The organism is Fibrobacter sp., assembly GCF_017545445.1.
GTDB lineage: Bacteria > Fibrobacterota > Fibrobacteria > Fibrobacterales > Fibrobacteraceae > Fibrobacter.
Window position 1 is genome coordinate 1 of record NZ_JAFWOM010000117.1, and the last position, 20,287, is coordinate 20,287.

Annotated in this window: 21 protein-coding genes and 1 pseudogene; 10 read left to right on the forward strand and 12 right to left on the reverse strand. The window is 47.2% G+C overall.

Annotated features, from left to right (window positions below):
* On the forward strand, positions 1–698 hold a 698-nt coding region (locus IKG78_RS12730), incomplete at its 5' end, for a CotH kinase family protein (protein WP_290944042.1).
* Positions 699–821: 123 nt separating this feature from the next.
* On the opposite strand, the gene IKG78_RS12735 is transcribed toward IKG78_RS12730, so the two are convergent.
* Positions 822–1,169, reverse strand: a complete 348-nt coding sequence (locus tag IKG78_RS12735; protein ID WP_290944045.1) for a hypothetical protein — start codon at positions 1,167–1,169, stop codon at positions 822–824.
* 120 nt (positions 1,170–1,289) lie between these two features.
* Between IKG78_RS12735 and IKG78_RS12740 the strand changes: the two genes are divergently transcribed.
* The gene (locus IKG78_RS12740; RefSeq protein WP_290944048.1) at positions 1,290–1,445 is read left to right on the forward strand and encodes a hypothetical protein; all 156 of its coding nucleotides are present in this window, start codon (positions 1,290–1,292) and stop codon (positions 1,443–1,445) included.
* Positions 1,446–1,580: 135 nt separating this feature from the next.
* Here the strand turns inward: IKG78_RS12740 and IKG78_RS12745 are convergent, their stop codons facing one another.
* From IKG78_RS12745 to IKG78_RS12775, 7 genes are all read right to left on the reverse strand, one after another.
* Positions 1,581–2,147, reverse strand: a complete 567-nt coding sequence (locus IKG78_RS12745) for a hypothetical protein (protein ID WP_290944050.1) — start codon at positions 2,145–2,147, stop codon at positions 1,581–1,583.
* A 188-nt stretch (positions 2,148–2,335) separates the two neighbouring features.
* Positions 2,336–2,554, reverse strand: a complete 219-nt coding sequence (locus IKG78_RS12750) for a hypothetical protein (protein WP_290944053.1) — start codon at positions 2,552–2,554, stop codon at positions 2,336–2,338.
* 1 nt (position 2,555) lies between these two features.
* Positions 2,556–3,032, reverse strand: coding sequence for a DUF3990 domain-containing protein (locus tag IKG78_RS12755; RefSeq protein ID WP_290944056.1), 477 nt, complete (start codon positions 3,030–3,032; stop codon positions 2,556–2,558).
* Positions 3,029–3,244 (reverse strand): DUF3791 domain-containing protein, encoded by a 216-nt coding sequence (locus IKG78_RS12760; protein ID WP_290944058.1) that lies wholly within the window; start codon positions 3,242–3,244, stop codon positions 3,029–3,031. The genes IKG78_RS12755 and IKG78_RS12760 overlap by 4 nt, the downstream gene beginning before the upstream one ends.
* A gap of 161 nt (positions 3,245–3,405) precedes the next feature.
* Complete coding sequence (locus tag IKG78_RS12765; protein ID WP_290944061.1) at positions 3,406–4,161, reverse strand: fibrobacter succinogenes major paralogous domain-containing protein; 756 nt, start codon at positions 4,159–4,161, stop codon at positions 3,406–3,408.
* Positions 4,162–4,182: 21 nt separating this feature from the next.
* Positions 4,183–5,547, reverse strand: a complete 1,365-nt coding sequence (locus IKG78_RS12770; RefSeq protein WP_290944064.1) for a fibro-slime domain-containing protein — start codon at positions 5,545–5,547, stop codon at positions 4,183–4,185.
* Between the two features lie 234 nt (positions 5,548–5,781).
* On the reverse strand, positions 5,782–6,756 hold the full coding sequence (locus tag IKG78_RS12775) for a hypothetical protein (protein WP_290944066.1): 975 nt from the start codon (positions 6,754–6,756) through the stop codon (positions 5,782–5,784).
* Positions 6,757–6,969: 213 nt separating this feature from the next.
* Here IKG78_RS12775 and IKG78_RS12780 point away from each other — a divergent pair, with 213 nt between their 5' ends.
* Positions 6,970–7,137, forward strand: a complete 168-nt coding sequence (locus IKG78_RS12780) for a hypothetical protein (RefSeq protein WP_290944068.1) — start codon at positions 6,970–6,972, stop codon at positions 7,135–7,137.
* Between the two features lie 184 nt (positions 7,138–7,321).
* Here IKG78_RS12780 and IKG78_RS12785 read toward each other — a convergent pair whose 3' ends face one another.
* On the reverse strand, positions 7,322–8,017 hold the full coding sequence (locus IKG78_RS12785; RefSeq protein ID WP_290944071.1) for a fibrobacter succinogenes major paralogous domain-containing protein: 696 nt from the start codon (positions 8,015–8,017) through the stop codon (positions 7,322–7,324).
* Positions 8,018–8,106: 89 nt separating this feature from the next.
* Here IKG78_RS12785 and IKG78_RS12790 point away from each other — a divergent pair, with 89 nt between their 5' ends.
* From IKG78_RS12790 to IKG78_RS12800, 3 genes are all read left to right on the forward strand, one after another.
* Positions 8,107–10,728 carry an ABC transporter gene (locus IKG78_RS12790; protein ID WP_290944073.1) on the forward strand — a complete coding sequence of 874 codons (2,622 nt, stop codon included), beginning with the start codon at positions 8,107–8,109 and terminating at the stop codon, positions 10,726–10,728.
* A 69-nt stretch (positions 10,729–10,797) separates the two neighbouring features.
* Positions 10,798–11,805: a hypothetical protein gene (locus IKG78_RS12795; RefSeq protein ID WP_290944075.1), complete on the forward strand. Its 1,008-nt coding sequence runs from the start codon at positions 10,798–10,800 to the stop codon at positions 11,803–11,805.
* Positions 11,806–11,808: 3 nt separating this feature from the next.
* The gene (locus IKG78_RS12800) at positions 11,809–13,038 is read left to right on the forward strand and encodes a glycoside hydrolase family 18 protein (protein WP_290944077.1); all 1,230 of its coding nucleotides are present in this window, start codon (positions 11,809–11,811) and stop codon (positions 13,036–13,038) included.
* A gap of 18 nt (positions 13,039–13,056) precedes the next feature.
* Here IKG78_RS12800 and IKG78_RS12805 read toward each other — a convergent pair whose 3' ends face one another.
* Complete coding sequence (locus IKG78_RS12805; RefSeq protein ID WP_290944079.1) at positions 13,057–14,541, reverse strand: glycosyl hydrolase 53 family protein; 1,485 nt, start codon at positions 14,539–14,541, stop codon at positions 13,057–13,059.
* 97 nt (positions 14,542–14,638) lie between these two features.
* Here IKG78_RS12805 and IKG78_RS12810 point away from each other — a divergent pair, with 97 nt between their 5' ends.
* The 4 genes from IKG78_RS12810 (at position 14,639) to IKG78_RS12825 (ending at position 19,048) form a co-directional block, all read left to right on the forward strand.
* Positions 14,639–15,451: a fibrobacter succinogenes major paralogous domain-containing protein gene (locus tag IKG78_RS12810; protein WP_290944081.1), complete on the forward strand. Its 813-nt coding sequence runs from the start codon at positions 14,639–14,641 to the stop codon at positions 15,449–15,451.
* Between the two features lie 9 nt (positions 15,452–15,460).
* Positions 15,461–16,846 carry a hypothetical protein gene (locus IKG78_RS12815; RefSeq protein ID WP_290944084.1) on the forward strand — a complete coding sequence of 462 codons (1,386 nt, stop codon included), beginning with the start codon at positions 15,461–15,463 and terminating at the stop codon, positions 16,844–16,846.
* Between the two features lie 132 nt (positions 16,847–16,978).
* A complete protein-coding gene (gene ung / locus IKG78_RS12820; protein WP_072826979.1) occupies positions 16,979–17,656 on the forward strand; it encodes a uracil-DNA glycosylase in 678 nt (225 codons plus the stop codon).
* Between the two features lie 249 nt (positions 17,657–17,905).
* Positions 17,906–19,048 carry a cation diffusion facilitator family transporter gene (locus IKG78_RS12825; RefSeq protein ID WP_290944086.1) on the forward strand — a complete coding sequence of 381 codons (1,143 nt, stop codon included), beginning with the start codon at positions 17,906–17,908 and terminating at the stop codon, positions 19,046–19,048.
* Positions 19,049–19,068: 20 nt separating this feature from the next.
* Here IKG78_RS12825 and IKG78_RS12830 read toward each other — a convergent pair whose 3' ends face one another.
* Both IKG78_RS12830 and IKG78_RS20410 read right to left on the reverse strand, forming a co-directional pair.
* A complete protein-coding gene (locus IKG78_RS12830) occupies positions 19,069–20,106 on the reverse strand; it encodes an FISUMP domain-containing protein (protein ID WP_290944088.1) in 1,038 nt (345 codons plus the stop codon).
* 29 nt (positions 20,107–20,135) lie between these two features.
* Positions 20,136–20,276, reverse strand: a pseudogene (locus IKG78_RS20410) (dTDP-4-dehydrorhamnose reductase); the annotation flags it as partial.
* Between the last annotated feature and the right edge of the window lie 11 nt (positions 20,277–20,287).

A 20,287-nucleotide genomic window follows, 5' to 3' on the forward strand; every position in this document is an offset into this window, starting at 1 on the left:
ACCAGGACGAACTGAAAAAGCGTTGGGCGGAACTCCGCAGCGGCGTGTGGCACACCAAGGTCATGGACGCATACCTAGATTCCATGAAGACTTACTTGACGAAAGCCGCCGACAGAAACTTCAAGCGCTGGCCGAACCTAGGGCAAAACAGCGGCCAGGGCGATAAAGACCCAGAGCCGATGAAATACTGTAACGGCAGCGGAAGCAGTGGCATGAAGATGGGCATGGGCGGCAACAACGCCAATACCTGGGACGGCGAAGTGGAACATCTCCGCAAGAAGATGAAAGAAAGAATGCAGTGGATGGACCAAAAATTCGGATTTACGGAACCGGCGAATCCCGTCGTGACAGAGCCCGTTGATCCTGAAATCCATGATCCACATTGGCAGAAGGATACAACTAAAGTCGATACAGCCAAGGTTGACACATCCAAAATAGACACGATTAAAACGGATACACTTCCGCCCAAAATGCACATGGATGAGTATAGACTGTCTCCGACAAACTTCTATGTCGTAAACGGCAACCAGCTTGAGATTTATACGACTTTGGGTGGAAAATTTGCCCTTGTCGATTTGAACGGAGCTGTTCTGTTCAAGACTCAAATCAAGGCGGGAGAATCGACTCTGCAAATTCCTGCCAAGGCAAGAGATAAGCACTGGATAGCAACGCTTAACGGCAAGATGCTTTCGAAATAGAATCTCTTTTTGAATTCCTCACTTAATAGAAATGCCGATTCCTAATTGGGAGTCGGCATTTTCCTTTTTTGCACATCCAAGCTTATGCGTAACCGCATCCAAAGCCTTGTGTCTTTGGCCCAGCTAACCTTCTAAAAAGTCAAGTGCCTCGCCCGCCAGTTCCACACAGCGGTTGCACGGGATAATCTTGTTCGGGCGAATTTCCGCGCACTTGGTGCATCCATGCGCCCCGCGCTTAAAGAAATCTTCGATGGATTCTGCATGGTCCGGCTGCATCATTTTTGCTGCATAGAGTGCCCCGCACAAGCCATCTGGAGCCTTGCCACCACCGAACGCGCGGAACATCTCGGCAGCTTTCACCGCTTCGTCCTCGGACTTGCCCGTTGCTCGCGCATAGCCATAAGCCACGGACATTGCGCAGTTTCCGCGCTTATCCGCATGGAATTTCTTTGAAATTTCGGCAATCGACATAAAAGCTCCTTTCGCTAAAGACACTGTAAATCTACAAAAAACATTTAAAAGCAGTCATTTTAAATGTCATTCCCGCCCCAAGCGAGAACCTTCTTTTCGAATGATTTTTATATTCATTACATGGCAAACGAAAACAACGACATCAAGAACCTAGACCTAGACGCGCTCATAGGCAACATGAGCTCCATCAACAGCGAAGACTACTGGTTCACCAAAGTCTCGCAAATCGAAGAACACGACGAAACAGAGTCTTCCAAACAGGACAAGACAACTTAAACACAGACAGATTTTGCAGGCTTGTAGGTTTGACCGTCGCGGGAGTTTGTGAGAGTCCCTTCGACTGAATTTATCCCGAACGATGTTTCGAGATTCGTTTTCTTACTGTTACTGGTTTAGATAAAAATTTTTTTTTCATTTTTGTAGTTGCGCACGACGTTTTTCAATTTCGTCTTGCGGAAAACCTGAAATGACGGAGATATCTTCGTTCGTCAATTTAGGATTAGCAAGCATGGCATCGACCATTTCGAGTTTGGCATTCCCAACTTTTTCGTTAACTTCTTTTTCGGCATCTTCCTTAGCTTCTTTTATTGCCGCTTCTTTAGCTTCTTTTATTGCCGCTTCTTTAGCTTTTTCAGCTTTTTTTCTGACTTCTTCTTCCGCTTTTCTTATCGCATAAGCGAGACAGCAAGCCATTTCTTCTTTTGTAGTCATTTCTCTCTCCGCTTCGGTCAAGGTGGTTTTGTCCAGATTTTCGATTTTGATGCGGTTCAAGGCTTCGTTGACAATGTCATTCCCAAAGTCAGGAAGGGGCTTGCCTTCATGCGCATGCTTGAGCACGTAGAGCCAAATGTCAACGGGGTCTTTCACTTCGTCTGCGGTCTTGTTGAACCTTGGCAGATTAACCATAATATACTTATTTTTAGGAAAAATCGCTTCGGTCTTCCCCTGTTCAGCGATTCCCTGCTGTAAACAGCCCATTCGTCAATGTAATTCCCCATTGTCTGCGGCAATTCAAAGTCGCAAATCCAGATGGAAATGCATTTTTCAATTATCGGTTGTTTATAAAAACGACTTTTGAAAATAAAAAAATTTCAAAGAACCAAATGCCGAAATAAGCCGAGAAAGACATCCTTAAAAAGGAATGATGAAGAACACAATATCTAAACCTAGCAGTGTTCCTTTTCCATCAGAATCTGAGCCAACACTTTATAATCCAAGTACTGGATTCCGTCTTGTCCCTGATTGATTTTATCAGCCAAACTGCTATGATAGTACAAGTCCATGGCATCTTCCAAAGAACAATTTTTTTGTTGAGCGACGTAGGCGATAATACGCTCTTCCAGGCGTTCCTGATAGACTTTTTCTAGAACATCACCGTCCACCATACTAAACCTCTTCGCTAGACTTGAATTTGAGAAGAATATCAATGGCACGTTGAGTTATAAAAGCAATTTGGTCATAATTGGGATAAACCTTAATTTCTTCCAACGCCCGTTTTAAATCCCAAATTCCCGAATGATACATATCGACGACTCTAAATACCTTGTCGTTCGCAACTTTGCCCATGATAATGTCGTATTTTGCGTATTCCGGTTTTCCGTCGCGACAATCACAAACAAAGTTTATCCACTCTTCTAAATCATCGGGAAAAAACTTTTTCAGCAAGCTCGCAGGAATTTCAGACATCTCATATACATTCAAAATAGGGGTCGAGCCATTGACAACGGCCTTTCGATTAGCCCACCGAACAGCCTGTTCCCGAACAGTCGTAACATAGAACCCTTTACCGAAGTCCAATGGACTGAACGAGTGATTGACATCAGGCTTTTCAACAACAATATTTGAGCCGTGATAGACAATCATATCGCCACCTTGCGAACTTTCAGGTATTCTTCGATGTCACGAACAACAAAGTCCGTACTCTGAGTGTGTAGGATTTCGTAATTAGGTACGAGAAATTTCTGGATACATCCCGATTCCTTCAGTTTCCGATACACAAAAGACGGCAAGCAATTCCACTTGTTCGCACAGGCATGAATCATATACACAACAAATTCAAAGGATTCCTGGATCATCGTGAACAATATACATTTTTTTATTATGCACCCTACCCTCTGGCAGGGAGATTCGTGCAACGTTCCCTAAAAAAGCACCTAGGGGACTCCTGCGGAGTCCCTCGTTGCTCGGCTCAGCAATGCAGAAACGCTAGCATTTCTGCGCAACATTCGCCTCACTACTAGTCCTTTAGACAACGAACACTAAACCCGTAGTACTTGACGCTGCCGTACAGGTCTGCACCGTCGTAGTCGTAGTACAAGTACATGTAGTACGCGTTGAAGCTATTGTACTCAGTAGAACTCCAGAAGTTCGCGACGTCGCCCTCGTAGCTGAAACTCCCGTTGCTGTACCTGCCGCCGGCAGGGAGCGCAGAGAAGGCGAAGGCTTCCTCGTTGGTGATGCCGCTATACGTCGTCCAGCCAGTCGTGGACTTGAGCACCTTGCCTGCGGTTGATTTACCGCCGACTGCCGTGAACAAAGTTTCGAATTCCGCTTCTGTTGGCAGGTGCCAGCCCTCAGGGCATATTCCACGCACAGGATAAGTCGGAGAACAGGTTGTGCCATAACCACAGCCCTTGCCGTTCTTGCTCCACGTGCCCACGCTGTCCATCGCAGCGGCCCATGTATAAAGGCGGCCGTACTTGGAGCAGTAGCTTGCATTGTCATTATAACAATAGCTGTTCGCAGTTTCATAATTGAGGTTCTCCGCCATCCAAATCTGTTCGCCAATTTTGACAGTCTTGTATTTTTGGCCATCGCGGGAGTCAGTCATGGAACCTATCACATCAGTATCTCTGGAGTCATCAGACGATTGATTAATAATCGATGTTCGCTCTCGTTCCTCTATTTTATCTTCGATTTGTGCCACGTAATCAGTGCAGGCGGAATAAAAGAATCCAACAAAGAGCATCCAAGACAAATGATTTATACTCATGCTGTTTCTCGCTAAAAAAATTTAGTGGCAAAAATTTTCATAATCATAGGATTTCAAATCTATGGATGTTCTCATCATGAAGTTGGATTGGGATGTATGTCGTTCGGCATAGAAAATGTGGAACGGATAATTTTTGCCTTCGGTCAGTCCGAGCGTATCGAGATCAACGGCCCCCAAGACCTGCGCATGCTGACCGCCAAGATCAACAACGAGGCGATTGTTGATAAACACCCACACATCGTCATCGCCAAAGAACTCAAAGTATTGACCCGGGATATAATCAAACGCTGCTTGAATTTTCATCGTAAAGCCGTAATTGTGTTTCTTGCCGCTGAAAGAGATGTTGTCGAAATAGGGATTTGCAACAGTCTTTGCTGTATCTAGGTATTCAAAGTCATCAAGCAAGAAAAGTCCGCCTTCAGGGCTGTTTTTGTCCTTTTGCCCAAGCCAGAGACCATCATCCTGAAGTTGCAACTCAATAGAACGGCAGGTAGCGTTGGTGTACTGTTTTCCGTCTTTTTCAGCAACAACTTCGGGCAAGAACCAGTTATCAAGATGCGTTGTAATTTTGCAGTTTTCGGGGAAATTGGCTGCGCGTACAGGGACACCATTGGCGCCAAGCAGATCCTCGACCATACCTTTCATGAGACCTCTACCATTGGCATCTATAGCATTGCTTCCACCACATCCGCCGGAACCGAAGTCTGCACTGACTCCATTAGCGGGGTCTCCATTTTTGCCTTCACCATCGCCATCTCCATTGGTGCCATGCAACCAGTCGAACATCATTACCGGAAGCCTCTTGGTGGGGCAATCACCAAGGATGCCCGGGTAACATGCATACACCTCTAGTTCATTGTTCGAGTTTTCTATAACCCACAGCGAATCACTCAAGGCAGCAACACTATCTAGTGGAATCACTGGAGTAATTTTTGCCCCAACAGTCTGCTTAAAAGAGACATAAAAGCCTTTCGTAGGCAAATACGTCTTTGCTTCAAACCAACCACAATAATTCTTAACAGTCTTCATTAAGGCAGAATCGCCTCCGGCGACATACATAATAGCGTTTGTATTTGTCCACGAAGGCATAAAACGGATAACTATCTGACTAGAATCATTCCTATTCTTTACTGACGGGGAAACTGCACATACTTTTTTAGATGAAGAAGATTTTTCCTCTTCTACAGAACTGCTAGACAATTTTTCATCACTTGAACTGCTAGACTTTACACTGCTACTCGACTTAGCGACAGATGTTGAAGTCCTGGGCGCAGAATTATCAGACGATTCAATAAGAGACATCCGCTCACGTTCTTCTATTTTATCTTCAATTTGCGAAACATAGTCCGTACACGCGGAAAGGAGGATTAAGCAAGAGATTGCCACGGTCTCCCCAAAGAGGATAACTCTACTACGGCAACAAGTTGCCAAGTATCGTATAGCTAAGCTCCATCGCAATGACAAACGCCTTCGACCTGAGCACTTCGATTCGCGTTGAAAACAAACTGTTTTGGATCCTATCGCTCGCCTACGGCTCACTCCAGAATGACAGAAGGTCGGTGAGCTTATCGAACCGTTTTCGTCTCTCGTCTCTTGTCTCTCATCTAACATCATCTCTTCCTAGAACACAAAACTGAACCCAATGCCGACTGCACCGGCGATAGCAACGCCAATACCAACACTACGAAGCGTCTGACCTGTTTTCGCCTCATCCAAATCCCGTTGCAAGTCGTCGCTGTTCCTTTCGGCGGCCTTTTTCGCCTGACTGTTCCCAGCCACAGCGAGTAGAGCCCCAGCCACCGTTGCAGCAGCACTGATGCCAAATACAACCCAACGAGGTCCGCTCTTTTTAGCAACGTTTTCAGCGGATGCATTTTCAGCAGACTCGCCCACATTCGCAGGGATGCTCTCGCCCACCTGCGGCACCGTTTTATTCTCTACTTCATGATAAGCTTCATTCGCAAGCACACGCACCGAATCAGAAGAATCAGAAGCTTGAGGTTCATTCATGAGGGGCGTTTCCGATTTTTGCTCAACAACAACATTTTCTGCAGGGACTGGAACAACTTCTTTATTCTCGTTAATTTCAGCCGCAACCGGTTCAGACACCGGATGAGTCATGTTTTTCACCACGCCAAAAAATGCAACGGAATTTTCCCTGACAATAGCGAGCAAAGCTTTCAGGCTTGCTCCCGACCCATTGAAACTTGCAATGAGCTTGTTCCCTGCCGTTTCATAAAGTTCAGCCGAAAGCGTCAAATCGCCATCAAAACTGCCCACGCGTGCTTGGCAAACGTAATCCGCAGCGATGTTCTTGCCCGTTTCCACGAGGCAACTGCCCTCGCAGTCTTCAATCGCTTTCCCCGGAGGGAGCATCTGCATAATATTCTCGCGGGTCATGATGGTGTAATTCTGCACGGCTGGTAGCTGCTTCACCGCCTCTTCGCGCAAAACGTTCGTGAGGAACTGGCGGTCGTTCAAAGAGACTAAGTTTTTCGCATCGCCATCGACTCCCGTCTCTAGCACAGCCACGTACGATGCCAAGACGTCTGTTGACAGCAACAAAACCAACAAAGAAATCAATAAATTTTTCATAACTGTAAATATAATTTTTGTAAAAAGAATTTTCCAACATTCTTGCTAACGGTTGGTTGCAAAATTTAGGCTGATTCCGTTTTTTGAGATTTCCGTTTGTAGATTTACAAGCAGACTTAAAAATGAGGTTCAAAAGAATATGCCTAGTAGCACAAATACATCCTCTCTCGAAAAAAATGTATTTTAATGAAGTCGATATTTCCGGAGGCATTTATGACATATTCTGCACTTGAAGAAAAAATCAGAATACACCAATGTCAAACGATTGAAGCGCAAACAAAAACCATCCAAAAACGAAAATTAGGCTCATTAAAGGGAAAAGCATCCGTAAAATTCGCCGATGATTTTTCAATCACCCCAGAAGAATTGCTGGGGATGTAGATTCAGCTTTACAACGCTAAACGAAACCGATTCTTTATCTGTATCCAAACTTTCCCAAAAAAGAAAACCACCGCGACCCATTTGATAGGATGCTCATTACGCAGGCAATAAACAGAAGCTATTCTTTCGCCAGCGTTGATTGCAAAATACAGCAATACACGACCGATGGATTACAATTATTGATTTAGTCCTTTAGACAACGAACACTAAACCCGTTGCCCTTGTTGACGTCGTACAGGCCTGCATTGTCGTCGTAGTAGCCCAAGTACATGAAGTACGCGTTGCCGCTACCGTACTCTGTAGAACTCCGGAAGTTAGCGTCGAGGCCCTTGTAGTCGTAATACCAATTGTAATCCCTGTAGCCAGCAGGCAACGCCGAGAACGAAAAAGCATCCGTGCCGTTGCCATCATTATTCCATCCGGATGTGGACTTGAGGATCTTGGCGGCAGTTGACGGTCCGCCCACCGCCGTGATCAGGGTTTCCCATTCGGTCTTGGTCGGCAGGTGCCAGCTGCTAGGGCACACGCCTTGAATATAGCCCGAAGGCAAAGAACAGCTATGATCATAGCCGCAGACATCTTCCGATTTGCCCACTGCCGCCGCCCATGTGTATAAGCGACCGTACTTGGTGCAGTTGCTAGCATTGTCGTTGTAGCAGTAGCTGTTTGCCGATTCGTAATTCAAGTTTTGAGCCATCCAAGTCTGAGTGCCGATTGTCACAGTCTTGTAGATTTGACCGTTTCGATAGTCTTTAAGAGTATTTGTCACCGCATTATATTCATTACCCGCATCTGACAAAGACGACGTCGCCGAGGTTGACGAACCATTGTCACATGCAACAAAAAATAACGCGAGCAAAGAGGGAATTAGCAACTTCATGACAGGCCGCTTTCTAGAATAAATATTTTGAAGATGTTTTCATTATTGAGAATATAGTATTTACACACTTAATAATTATCTTTTAAACGATGCTTGATTACATTACAATTCGCGGTTGCAGACTCCATAATTTAAAGAATGTCAACGCCCAATTTCCGCTGGGGAAAATTACGGTTGTATGCGGGCCGTCGGGTTGCGGAAAATCGACGCTCGTGATGGACACTCTCCATGGAGAAAGCAAGCGACGCTATCTTGAGACGCTTTCGCCGTTCGCGGCAGATTTGCTCGGAGGCAAGCGAAACATTCCGCTCGACAGCGCCGAAGGACTCCCGGCGAGTTTGGCGATTGCCGCCACACGCGGAGAAGCCCCAGCAAAAGCAACGGCACTTTCGATTGCCGAATGCGACAACGCATTACGCACGTTGTTTGCAGCATTTGCAAAGCCCGCCTGCCCGATTTGCGGAGCTCCGATGGTGAGCCAGAGCCGAGAAGAAATCATCCGCGAAATCGCGGGAATGCCTGTCGGGACAAAGCTACAGTTCTTGGCGAGAATTGAGTTGCAAACGGGAAAGGCGACCCCGGAACACTTCGACAAGCTCAGTGCATCGCAAGGCCGGGGTGACATTATAGCGAACGGGAATGACAATAATGCCGGCGGGAATGACAAAAAACGCACTACGTTGGACAAACTATCCGCAGTGTTTTTAGCACAAGGTTTTACGCGTGCGATTGCCGATGGCACCATGTATTCGCTCGCAGACTTGCTGCCCGGCGAAAAAGTCTTGACACCCAAAGAATTTTTCATCATCGTCGATAGAATCATCGTTCGCGATAACACACGCACACGAATCGCCGAAGCCGTTGACGGTACATTAAAGCTTACGCATTCTGCAATCACGCTTGACATTGCAGGCGAACGCAAATTTTACAGCACAAAGCCTTGCTGCCCGAACGCAGGTAACAAGCAGCACAAATCGAAAGTCACACAAGACGCAACACAAGACTCCATCGCATCATTAGATGCACGGGCATTTTCGCCATACAACCGTGCAAGCGTCTGCGAGTACTGCGACGGCACAGGAATCGTTCAAGAAGCAACAACAAAAGATAAAGGGAGCAACCGCAAAAGTCGCGCCGAATCCGATGTAGAAATCGACGAAGACGAAAATACGGTTTGCCCCCACTGCAATGGGCTCCGCCTCAAAAAAACGTATCTAAACGCAACCATCGACGAAATTAGCTACAAACAAATTCTCAATACGGATTTTGCGGAACTGCCCAAGCTTTTGCACCAAATTTTCGACGATAAAATTGGACAAAATCTAAAAGCGACTTCCAATTCGCTCCTCGACCGCATCGAGGCCATCAACGATTTGGGCATCGGCTACCTCACGCCAGGGCGCGCCGGGCAAACGCTTTCGGGCGGTGAATTGCAAAGGCTCAAACTCGCAAGCCTCAGCACAGGGCACTTGAACGGACTCTTGATCGCCCTTGACGAACCCGCCAGCGGTCTCCACGCAAGCGACGTTGCCGCACTTTGGAAAGTTCTCGAGAAAGTCCGCAAACGCGGAAACACGCTCGTACTCATAGAACACAATCCGCAAATCATCAAACGTGCCGACTACATCATTGAAATGGGGCCGGGAGCCGGTGAAAAAGGCGGCGAGATTTTGTTCCAAGGCAACCGCGACGAAGTGCTGAACAATCCAGAATCGCCCACAGGAAAATGGATTAAAGTAGTAGGAAGTCGGAAGTCGGAAGTAGGAAGAAATGTAGGATGTCATTGCGAGGAGCAAAGCGAAAGTACAAAGACGAAAAATAATGGATCCCCTACGCTTCGCTCCGAGGATGACAAATTCAAGGAATACGCAGCAATTTTCGTTGAAAACTTCGCGAAGTTCGACATGGCGCCGGTCAACGCCACCTTCCCCATCAACAAATTCAGCGTCATCACAGGCCAAAGCGGCAGCGGAAAATCGACACTCCTTTTCGAAAACATCGCCAAACGCGCCAAAGCCGAAGAATTCAAAAAGCTCGGCATCGATGCACTTTCCATCCTCACAACCGGAGATTTTCACGGGAGCAAACGCAGCACCGTCTTGAGCGCCATCGGGCTTGCCACATTGCTCCGAGACTTGTTCGCCAAGCTCCCCGAAAGCAAAGTGCGCGGCTACACCGCGTCAAAGTTCAGCATGCACGCTCCCGGAGGCCGCTGCGAAAACTGCAAAGGCGAAGGCGTGATTTACGATCCGCTCGGCTACGAAGAATCCGAATGCCCCGTGTGTCTCGGCAAGCGTTTCCGCGACGAAGTCCTAGAAGTTCGCTTCAAGTCGCTCTCCATCGCAGATATCTTGGATATGGAAATCGGCAGTGCATACAAGCTATTCACAAACATGAAACCGTTTGCCGAAAAGCTAAAACCGCTCGTCGATACAGGTCTCGACTATCTCAAACTCGGGCAAACAACAGCACACCTCTCCGGTGGCGAACGCGCACGACTCCGACTTTCCATCACGCTTGCACGTGCAAAAACCCCGAACACATTGTTCCTCTTTGACGAACCCGCACGCGGCTTGCATCAAAAGGACATCCAACAATTGCTAGGACTCATTCACGGACTCTGCAACGCAGGCCACACCGTCATCGCCATCGAACATGCGCAGGACTTTGTTGACGCCGCGGATTACGTAGTAGAATTAAAGCGAAAATAAAATTTGTTCATTTCTTCAAAAAAAACTTATTTTAAAGAAAATAGAACTGCATGTCACCGGGAGAATATTATGAACATTCGCAAACACTGGAAAAAAATTTTATTCTCAGCAACAACTCTATTTTGGGCAAGTTGCGGCGGAGATAGCGAAAATTCTCCTATCATTCCTTACAATAACGAAAGCGAACCTTCTTCAAGTAGTTCCGCAGAAAGCCCTACAAGCAGTGCTGTAAATATAAAAAGTTGCTCTAGCGAAACGCCGTTGAGCAGTTCCGAAACGGTTTCAAGCAGTTCCACGGAGAATTCTTCGAGCAGTTCCAGCGCAATCCTAACACACAAACTCGCAAGCGACACTACTGTAAATTGTTCCAGAGGAAACGCCGGCCACAATTCAGAATGTTTTTTAGAAGAAAATGAAGGATATAAAAATAATTCGACAATAGCCAACAATATCAAAGATCTCCTGAGAAACAACAAAACACGAACTTTAGAAGAATTGAGCACAGTCGAAGACTCGCTAGAGACTTTTCCAGAATTTGAAGACGCTCCCCTTTACGGAGTTTCCCATTGCGTTAGATATACATGGTTAGTATTGTTCCACTGCACCAATGGGAAAATATACTCCGTTCACGAATCCTATGACAATTCCACAATTGAGAAACACAATTACCTCCCTAAAGACGAATACATGCAAGAAGGTAATATCATTTACTCCTGGGATGAATACAAAGAAAAATTCATCAGTTCAAGCAGCGAATCATCTAGCAGTGCGGAGCCACCGTCTCCACTTTGCACCAAAGATGACTTTATCAATTTCAATAACTTATACGATGAATTTTACAAAACAAATAAAAGCCTTACAGACAGTGTCAAGAATTCCATAAGCATCAATGAACTTGAATTAAAAAAATCTTGCCTAAACAACATCAAAGCCCAAAGGCCATATTTTAACGGATCTATTGCCACCAAACAAATTTGCGACGGCGATACAACAGTAAATCCGCGTTATCAGGCAAAGCTCGACTCCAACGCAGAATACATTCAAAAGCAAATTGACGAATGTATGAAAGAGGAATAGCACATGAAAAAATTTGCACTCTCGATTTTAGTTTTCGCCGCATTCTGCACCGCGTGGGCAGCACCGCTGTTTATCGGCTACTACCCTGATTGGGGCAAATGGCACAAGCCCGCCTACACTGTAGATAAAGTTCCATACAATAAATTAACGCACGTCCTGTGGAGTTTCATCACGCCGAATACCGACGGAACGCTCAAAGGCGATGCCGCAGACGACCCCAGTGCACTCGATTCCATGGTAACGCTCGCCCACGCAGCCGGTACAAAAGTCATTGTCTCGCTTGGCGGTGGCGGACAAAGCGAAACATTTGTCCCCGTAGCACGCGACAACACACTTCGTCAAAAATTCGTCGCAAACCTTGTACAATACGTCGCCGACCACAATCTCGACGGACTCGACATGGACTGGGAATTCGATAAAGTTCCCGTCCCAGAACAAGACACCACAGCTTACAGCAAATTGCTCACGGAACTCCGCGAAGCGCTCCCCAAAGACAAAAGCCTCTCAGCAGCACTCCCCTGCTCGCCCTATTACGGGAAATGGTTCACTGCCGAAGTCCTCGTCAAAAATTTGGATTGGCTCGGATTCATGACCTACGACATGACCGGCGACTGGGACGAAAAAGCGATGTTCGATTCGCCACTCTACCCACACGAAGGTTACACCACATGGTCATGGAAAGAAACATTCGATTACTGGAGCAAGCGCGGCGTCCCCGCCGAAAAAATGGTCTTCGGGATTCCCTCCTTCGGTTTTCAATTTGAAGGTGCAAACGGTCCGGGCAAAAACTTCACCAAGGGAAAAACAAACACAATAAGTTACGCACAAATTGCCAAGAACACCGATTGGGTCTTTCATTTCGATAGCGTTTCCGCCGAACCCTACGGCGTAACAGAAAACAGTTACGTCACCTTCGAAGATCCGCATTCTGCCGCTATCAAATCACGTTGGGTCAAAGACAACGGTTACGCCGGCATCATGGTCTGGGAAGTGTCGCACGACTACATCGAAGGCGTCGGAAATCCGATTCTCGACAGCATCGCAGTTGTATTGCACGAAGGAACGACAAGCATTGGCGATTTTCACAAGAAACGAGCAGTCGGCACTCGGCTAGACGCATCGCAATTGCAGAATACTCAAATCAAGCGCGTTGATGCACTCGGAAAAAGCGTACAAAGCGTTGGCAGCGAACAACGCTGGAAGAATCGGTTTGAATTTAGGGTGGAACGATAACCATCAGCAGGAATTTATCTAAAAGAATTCCTTAAACGCATCCTTATTGGCGTAGTAATCTTTGCCGCGCTTGTCGAACAGCGCTGGACCCCACGCGCCGCCGATGGTCGGTTCCCAGAAGAACGTTCCAATCCAGCGATTGAGCGTTTGAACTTTTTCGCGAGTTTTTTGACGGGAATTATCAAATTTATAATGATTATCTGAATCACCGCCATTGTATTCCGCAACGATAAATTCAAGCATTGAATACTTTGTCGTCACCGTATTGAACAAATTCATCCAGCTGTCGGGAGCACCGTCACCGTATGCTGTGTAAGCGGAAAATCCCATCACGTCTGCCGGAATTTTATAATCGTCAAAGATAACGCCCATCCACCAAGTAACCGTATTCGCTTGACGGATGCGTTCGATGTGCAGCACCGTTTTCGTTGTCGGCGAGACTTCTTTGACGGCCTTGATTCCGGCGTTGAAGTACTTGGCGGCATTCGCTTTGCCCGCAGCAGTACCCATATCGCCATTGACAGAAGTCGCCGCCTTATCGACTCCGTTACCCCAGCAATCCGTTTTGCTGTTCGGCTTGTGAATCAAAATGCCCGGAGTCGTTTCATTACCGATTTGCACCATGTCGGGTGTCGCATCCGCAGCCTTGAGCGCATTCATCAAATCCTTCGTATAAGCATAAACGGAATCCGCCATTGCATCGGCATTATTCACGCCACGCCAGCGTTCTGGAATAATTTGTTTGCCAGGATCAGCCCAAACATCGCTGTAATGGATATCCACGAGAAGGCCCATGCCAGCCGCCTTGACTTTTTTGGCATAAGCGACAACGTGATCCTTATCGCCATACGCTTCGGCATCGTGACCGCAACCGCTTGCCGCATAGCCGTACTTTGCCTTGGGCGACACGAACGTGCGCAAACGAATGGAATTAAATCCGTGATTTTTTAAGATGGTAAAGATATCGCTTTCTTTGCCATCGACATCGTAAAACTTTGAATTACTTCGTTCGTATTCCTGGACTTCGGAGATATCGGCGCCGTTGTAGAAATCTAATTGCAACGGTTTCGCAGACGAAGAACTCGGAGTTTGCGAAGAAGAACGCGGTTGTTCGGACGAAGAAGATTGAACCGCAGAAGATAAAGAAGGTACGGTCGAAGACAATACTGCCGTCGCCGAAGAAACGGCCGAAGACGAGACTTCTGTAATTGACGAAAGCAATTCCGCCACGGAAGATGAGGACAAGCTAACAGCAGATGACAATCCATCCGAAGACATTATTTCAAACAGTGATGACGAGGAACCTGCTACAACCTCGCTCGAAGATTGCGGATTGTCCGACGACAGCGGAGCTATGTCAGATGATGAAGCCGGAAATTCCGAAACAGATGATAAATTTGATCCATAAGATGGCGGAGAAACCGTATCGTCACCGCACGATTGCACAAGCAGCACTAAAAAAGTGCAAGATACACACGCTGTCAGATTTTTCAAAAACTTCATACCAATCCAATCCTGTTCTTCCCTAAAAATACATCTTAATTGCCATTCCTCAAAATTTTAAATTGTAAAATTCCTGCATAAAAATTAAATTTATACCATGAAATCGAGATTTCTCCTAAACTGCGGCATCATTCTTGTTACAATGTTCATATTCGCCTGTTCCGAAAGCGAATCCTCCGCAGAACCCATGAAGGATTATTTCGACAAACAATCTCTTGCGAATTCCAAAGACGTTTCATCGTCTTCTTTTTCAGGCCTGAACCCCGATTCCATAGTTACTGGGGAATTCAAGGACGCCCGAGACGACAGAACATACAAAATGGTGAAAATCGGAAACCAGACCTGGATGGCAGAGAACTTAAAATATATTCCAAAAGAACCCGACGAAAGTTGGTGCTATAAAAATGACAACTCCAACTGCGAAAAGTACGGGCGACTTTATAGATGGATGACCGCCGTCGGTAAATCCGAAGAAGAATGCGGATACCAAAAGGCATGCCCCCTCACCTACCCCGTACAGGGCATTTGCCCAGAAGGCTGGCACATTCCCCAAAAAAAAGAATTAGAAACCCTAGTCGATAATGCTGGAGGGCCATCTATCGCCGGAGCAAGATTAAAGGCAAAAGAGGGGTGGACCCAAGCCTGGAATGAATGTATAGGCACCGACGATTACCAATTCTCCGCCATGGGTACCGGATATTTGCGGTGGTACTCCGATCACTTTTACAGCAAGGGACTCACCACGGGAATTTGGTCTTCCACAGAACTAGAAGACTCCCTCAGCAGAGAAGGATTTGAACACGTTGGAGTATATATTCTCTTTTTATATAATGACAAAGACTCAGCACTAGTTGACGAGACCAATCGGGATTTCGCCTTGTCTATCCGCTGCATCAAGGACGATTTCTAGGATTGAGCCATGTTCGCCCCTCAACTTTTGACATCTACAGCCGTCCAAGATTTTATTCGAGATGCGTTCAAACGAAAAATGGATGCATTGCAAGTTTCGACACATTTGGCCAAGGAGTTCAGCAACGAAGATCGCGCCTCCATCATGGACTACATGGCGTTAGTGCCAAAATTCCGCGAAAAATTCGGTATTGGAGAGACAGCAAAAAAAACAGTACAAGAATGCGCGATTCCTGCAAGCGCTTCGTTTCTCCTTTGCGACAAATTAGCATTGGAACAAAGTACCGCACAAGATATCGGGCGTTGGAAAGCAAGCCTTTGGCCAAGCGGAGAAACCGCGATAGGCAAAACCGTTCACGACCTCTGCTGCGGCATGGGCGGAGACTCATTCTTTTTGCCGCAAGAACTCACTGCAATTGGTGTAGATCTTGACGAAAACCGCCTTGCGATGTACCGCTACAACAGTGGCGTAATGCGAGGAATTCCACAAGAATCCCACGATGCACACGCAATCCTCGGCGACGTCCGCGAAGTCGCCAAAGAAAACGATTCTGAGAGCGCAACACCCGCCCGCCCCAAAGCCGACTACTTCACAATTGACCCAGCTCGCCGTGCCATCGAAGGCGAGAACCAGCGCGATTTGCGTAATCTCACGCCCACATTCGAAGAAGTCATTGAGATTTCGAAGCATTACAAAGGCGGCATGGCAAAAATTCCGCCCGGCTACCCCATTTGCGAAATTCCTCGCGGAACAGAAATCATTTACATCGGTTCGCGCACGGATTGCCGCGAATGCTTGGTGCTATTTGGCGAACTCGCCCCAAACCCCGACCACGTGCGCGCTGTGATGGTCGGCAAAACAGGGGAAACAATCGCAGATTGGTCGTTTATCCGCGACGAGAAACGCGAAGCCCGCAACGAGAGCGAACAATCGCAATATGACCACAATTACGAACTCGAAGGACGCGACCGCATTTACCGCACATCGAGCAGCGAATCCGACTTGCCGCTTGGCGGAGTTTCCAAGTTCATCGCAGAACCAGCCCCTGTGCTGCTCCGCAGTCACCTCTTTGGCACAGTCGCCCTCGCCCATGACGAAACGACGCACTTGATTTCGCCGGGCATCGCTTACGTAACCAGCGAAAAGCCTCTGCCAGCACCAGCGTTCGCCACTTACGAGATTCTAGAATCGTCCGAGATTTCAACCGGAGCCGTCCGAGCCATGCTCAAATCGCACGACATCGGGAAACTCACGTTAAAACTGCGAGGCGTCAAAGTCGATCCCGATCAAGAAATCAAGCGTCTCAAGCCCAAAGGCAAGAACGCCGCAACGCTATTCTACACACGCCTCGACGGCGAAAAAATCGCGATACTCGCAAAGAGGAGTGAGCTATGACTCAAAAGAGGCGATCCCGGAACGGAGTCCGGGATGACATAGCACAGAATTCATCCTAAACTAATCAAATCGCTCAGGATGACAAGAAACAAAACAACTTCTAACCGTCTACTTCCTACTGTCTACTATATTATGTCCGTCAAACTTGAACAATCTTGGCTGAACCTGCTCGCAGACCAATTCGAGCAACCGTATTTTAAGCAAATTAAAGCAAAACTTTTGCAGGAACACGCGGAACATCACGTGGTGTATCCTCCCGGACCGCAGATTTTTGCAGCACTCGACTATTGCCCCGTCGATAAAGTCAAGGCCGTCATCATCGGGCAAGACCCGTACCACAATCCAGGACAAGCTCACGGCCTTTGCTTCTCGGTGCCGTTCGGCATTGAACCGCCGCCGTCTCTCATCAACATTTTCCAAGAACTCCACGACGATCTCGGAATCACACCGCCGCCACACGGCAACTTGGAAGGCTGGGCACACCAGGGAATTTTGCTTTTAAACGCATCACTCACGGTGCGCGCCCACATGGCGGCAAGCCACGCAGGCATTGGCTGGCAGCAATTCACGGACACGATTATCCAGCGTCTTTCGCAGGTCCGCGAAAACCTCGTCTTTTTGCTTTGGGGCAGTTTCGCCATCAAAAAGCAAGTGCTCATCGCACCCAATCGCGGGCACCTGATTCTCACTGCACCGCACCCGAGCCCGCTTTCGGCATACCGCGGATTCTTCGGTTGCAAGCACTTCAGCAAAGCAAACGCTTACCTTGTCAGCAAAGGACTCGAACCCATCGACTGGAGCATTAAATAGAGTAGGAAGTTAGAAGTAGGAAGTAGGAAGTAGAAAGTAGGTAGTTGGAAGTTGGAAGTAGACAGTTGACAGTAGACTGTAGGATGAGTCATCCTGAGTCCCGGAACGGAGTCCAGGATAAACTCTGCGCAAACGGAGTCTCTTTGGTCACTTGGGCTTCTGCCCTTAGTGATCCATGATCCCCCTTGCGGGGAGAAGGATCCAGTGAATTTAGACGAGTAAATAAAAAATATAGAAGGGAGAATATATATGTCCAAAAAGGAATCGCTTAACGAGAACATCGACAAAGAAGAAAACCGCAACAAAGTCATCATCAAGACTAGCGTTGTCGGGATTGTCACGAACGTCATTCTCGCGAGCGTCAAGGCGGTTATCGGTCTTATGGCAAACTCCATTGCCGTCGTTCTCGATGCCGTGAACAACCTCTCGGACGCGCTCTCGTCCATCATCACAATTGTCGGCAACAAGCTCTCGCGAAAATTGCCCAACGAAAAGCACCCGCTCGGTTACGGACGCATTGAATACCTGACCGCCATGGTCATCGCTTCCATCGTGATTTACGCGGGCATCACCTCTTGCGTGGAATCGGTCAAGAAAATCATCCACCCCGAAGATGCCGACTACTCCACCGTTTCGCTGATTATCATCGCCATCGCCGTGGTCGTGAAAGTTGTCCTCGGTCGTTACGTGAAATCGCAAGGCGAACGCGTGAATTCTGGTTCGCTCATCGCCTCCGGTTCCGATGCGCTCTTTGACGCCATCCTCTCCCTTTCCGTTCTCGCCTCGGCACTCATCTTCATTTTCACGGGCCTCTCGCTCGAAGCCTACGTTGGCGTTCTGATTTCCATCTTCATTATCAAAGCCGGCTTTGAAATGTTGAAAGACACCGTGAGCGACTTGCTCGGCAAGAAAAACGACAACGAACTCACCAAGCAAATCAAGAGCCTCATCCGCAGCGAAGAAGGCGTCCACGGCGCATACGACCTCGTCATCAACGACTACGGTCCCGAAAAAAAACTCGCCTCCGTGCACGTAGAACTCCCCGACATCATGACCGTCGCCGACCTGGATTCCCTCACGCGCAAGCTCGAAAAGAAGGTCTATCGCGAAACAGGCGTTATCCTCACCGCCATCGGCGTTTACTCTTACAATACCAAGGATGACGAAGCCTCCAAAATTCGAGACACAATTTCAAACAAAGTCAAGTCGCACGATTGGGCTCTTCAAATGCACGGCTTTTATGTAGATATCAAAGCCAAGGAAATGCGCTTTGACGTGGTCATCAAATTCGGCGTGAACGCCCAGGAAGCTCTCGATACAATCAAGAGCGAAGCGGCCCAACTCTACCCCGACTACAAGATACAGGTTTCACCCGATATCGATTTGGGATAACCCAACAACCGCGTTCCCCATCATTCAACGCGCCGTTTTCGCACACAGCGGATATAAAATTTCTTGTTTTCGATCGCATAATCATGGCTAAATTTTTCGCCATCGAATAAGATAGCGTAGAGACGATTTTCGTCATCGTAGCTCCACCAACCCGTCACCATACCGAATCCTTTATATCCATTATCCACATAGCCCGCCGGATATACCGTAAAACCGACATCCTTGTTCTCTTTAAAATCAAGGAACCAATCATCCTTCGAGCGAAGGTAAGCTCCATCTAAGCCGAACCGGCCGAACAAATTAACCCAATCGCTCCTTCGCGGCAACCGCCAGTCTGCCGGGCACGCCTCTTTGGCATTCACTCCATAAAGTCGCCCATGATTTTCGCAATGCATCTTTTTATTATCGTAACATTCCTCACCCGGCATACTCCTATAGATATTTTCAGCAGACCATTCCATAGAATCTATCGTTATCGTTTTAAAATGCACCCCGGTAAGAGAATCCTTGTAGTACCCCAATTGCACTGGATTCAATTTTGCATAACCTAATCCATGCCAATTATTATCGTAGCATTGGTACATATAAAAGTTATACCCGGTCATGACGATTTTTCCGTTCCAGCCAAATGTGCATGGAATCATGTGTTTCATGTTCAGCACAACGGTATCGGGAGTGACATTTAGCGAATCGGGCAAAAGCTCAAGCGAATTCGCGACCTTTTTTAACGTTCTATTTTCACATCGATAGAGAGCGTTGTCTTCAAAACCTATATAACTGCGGCCCTCAAGACAATCCGCTTTTTTCTTTGAAACATAGGCGGTTCCCGTAAAAATCATTTTATCCGAAAATGATTTCGCTTCTAATTTTTCATCTTTTTTGCAAGCCACGGAATACTTTCTATCATACGCAAAGACGTGATAAATCTTTCTGTTTTGCACATACGCCACCGAATATTCCTTTGCAAAGCCAACAGTGTAAGAAGATGTCCAATAATTACTATCCGGGATTTCTGCGGTACGAACAATGTAATTATCCCATTCTATTTTATCCGGCAAATGATAACCTGTCGGGCAAGCATTCAATGCGTCGTCACAGCGCTACCGTCGGCAACACCCGAATACGCAGGAGCGATATCGCTACCGACCCCCTCATAGCCGCGCTTTGCAAGTTCATTCATTACATCGTGGCCAAGCTGACCACCTACACCAGTCACTAAAACTTTTATAGAAAAAACCT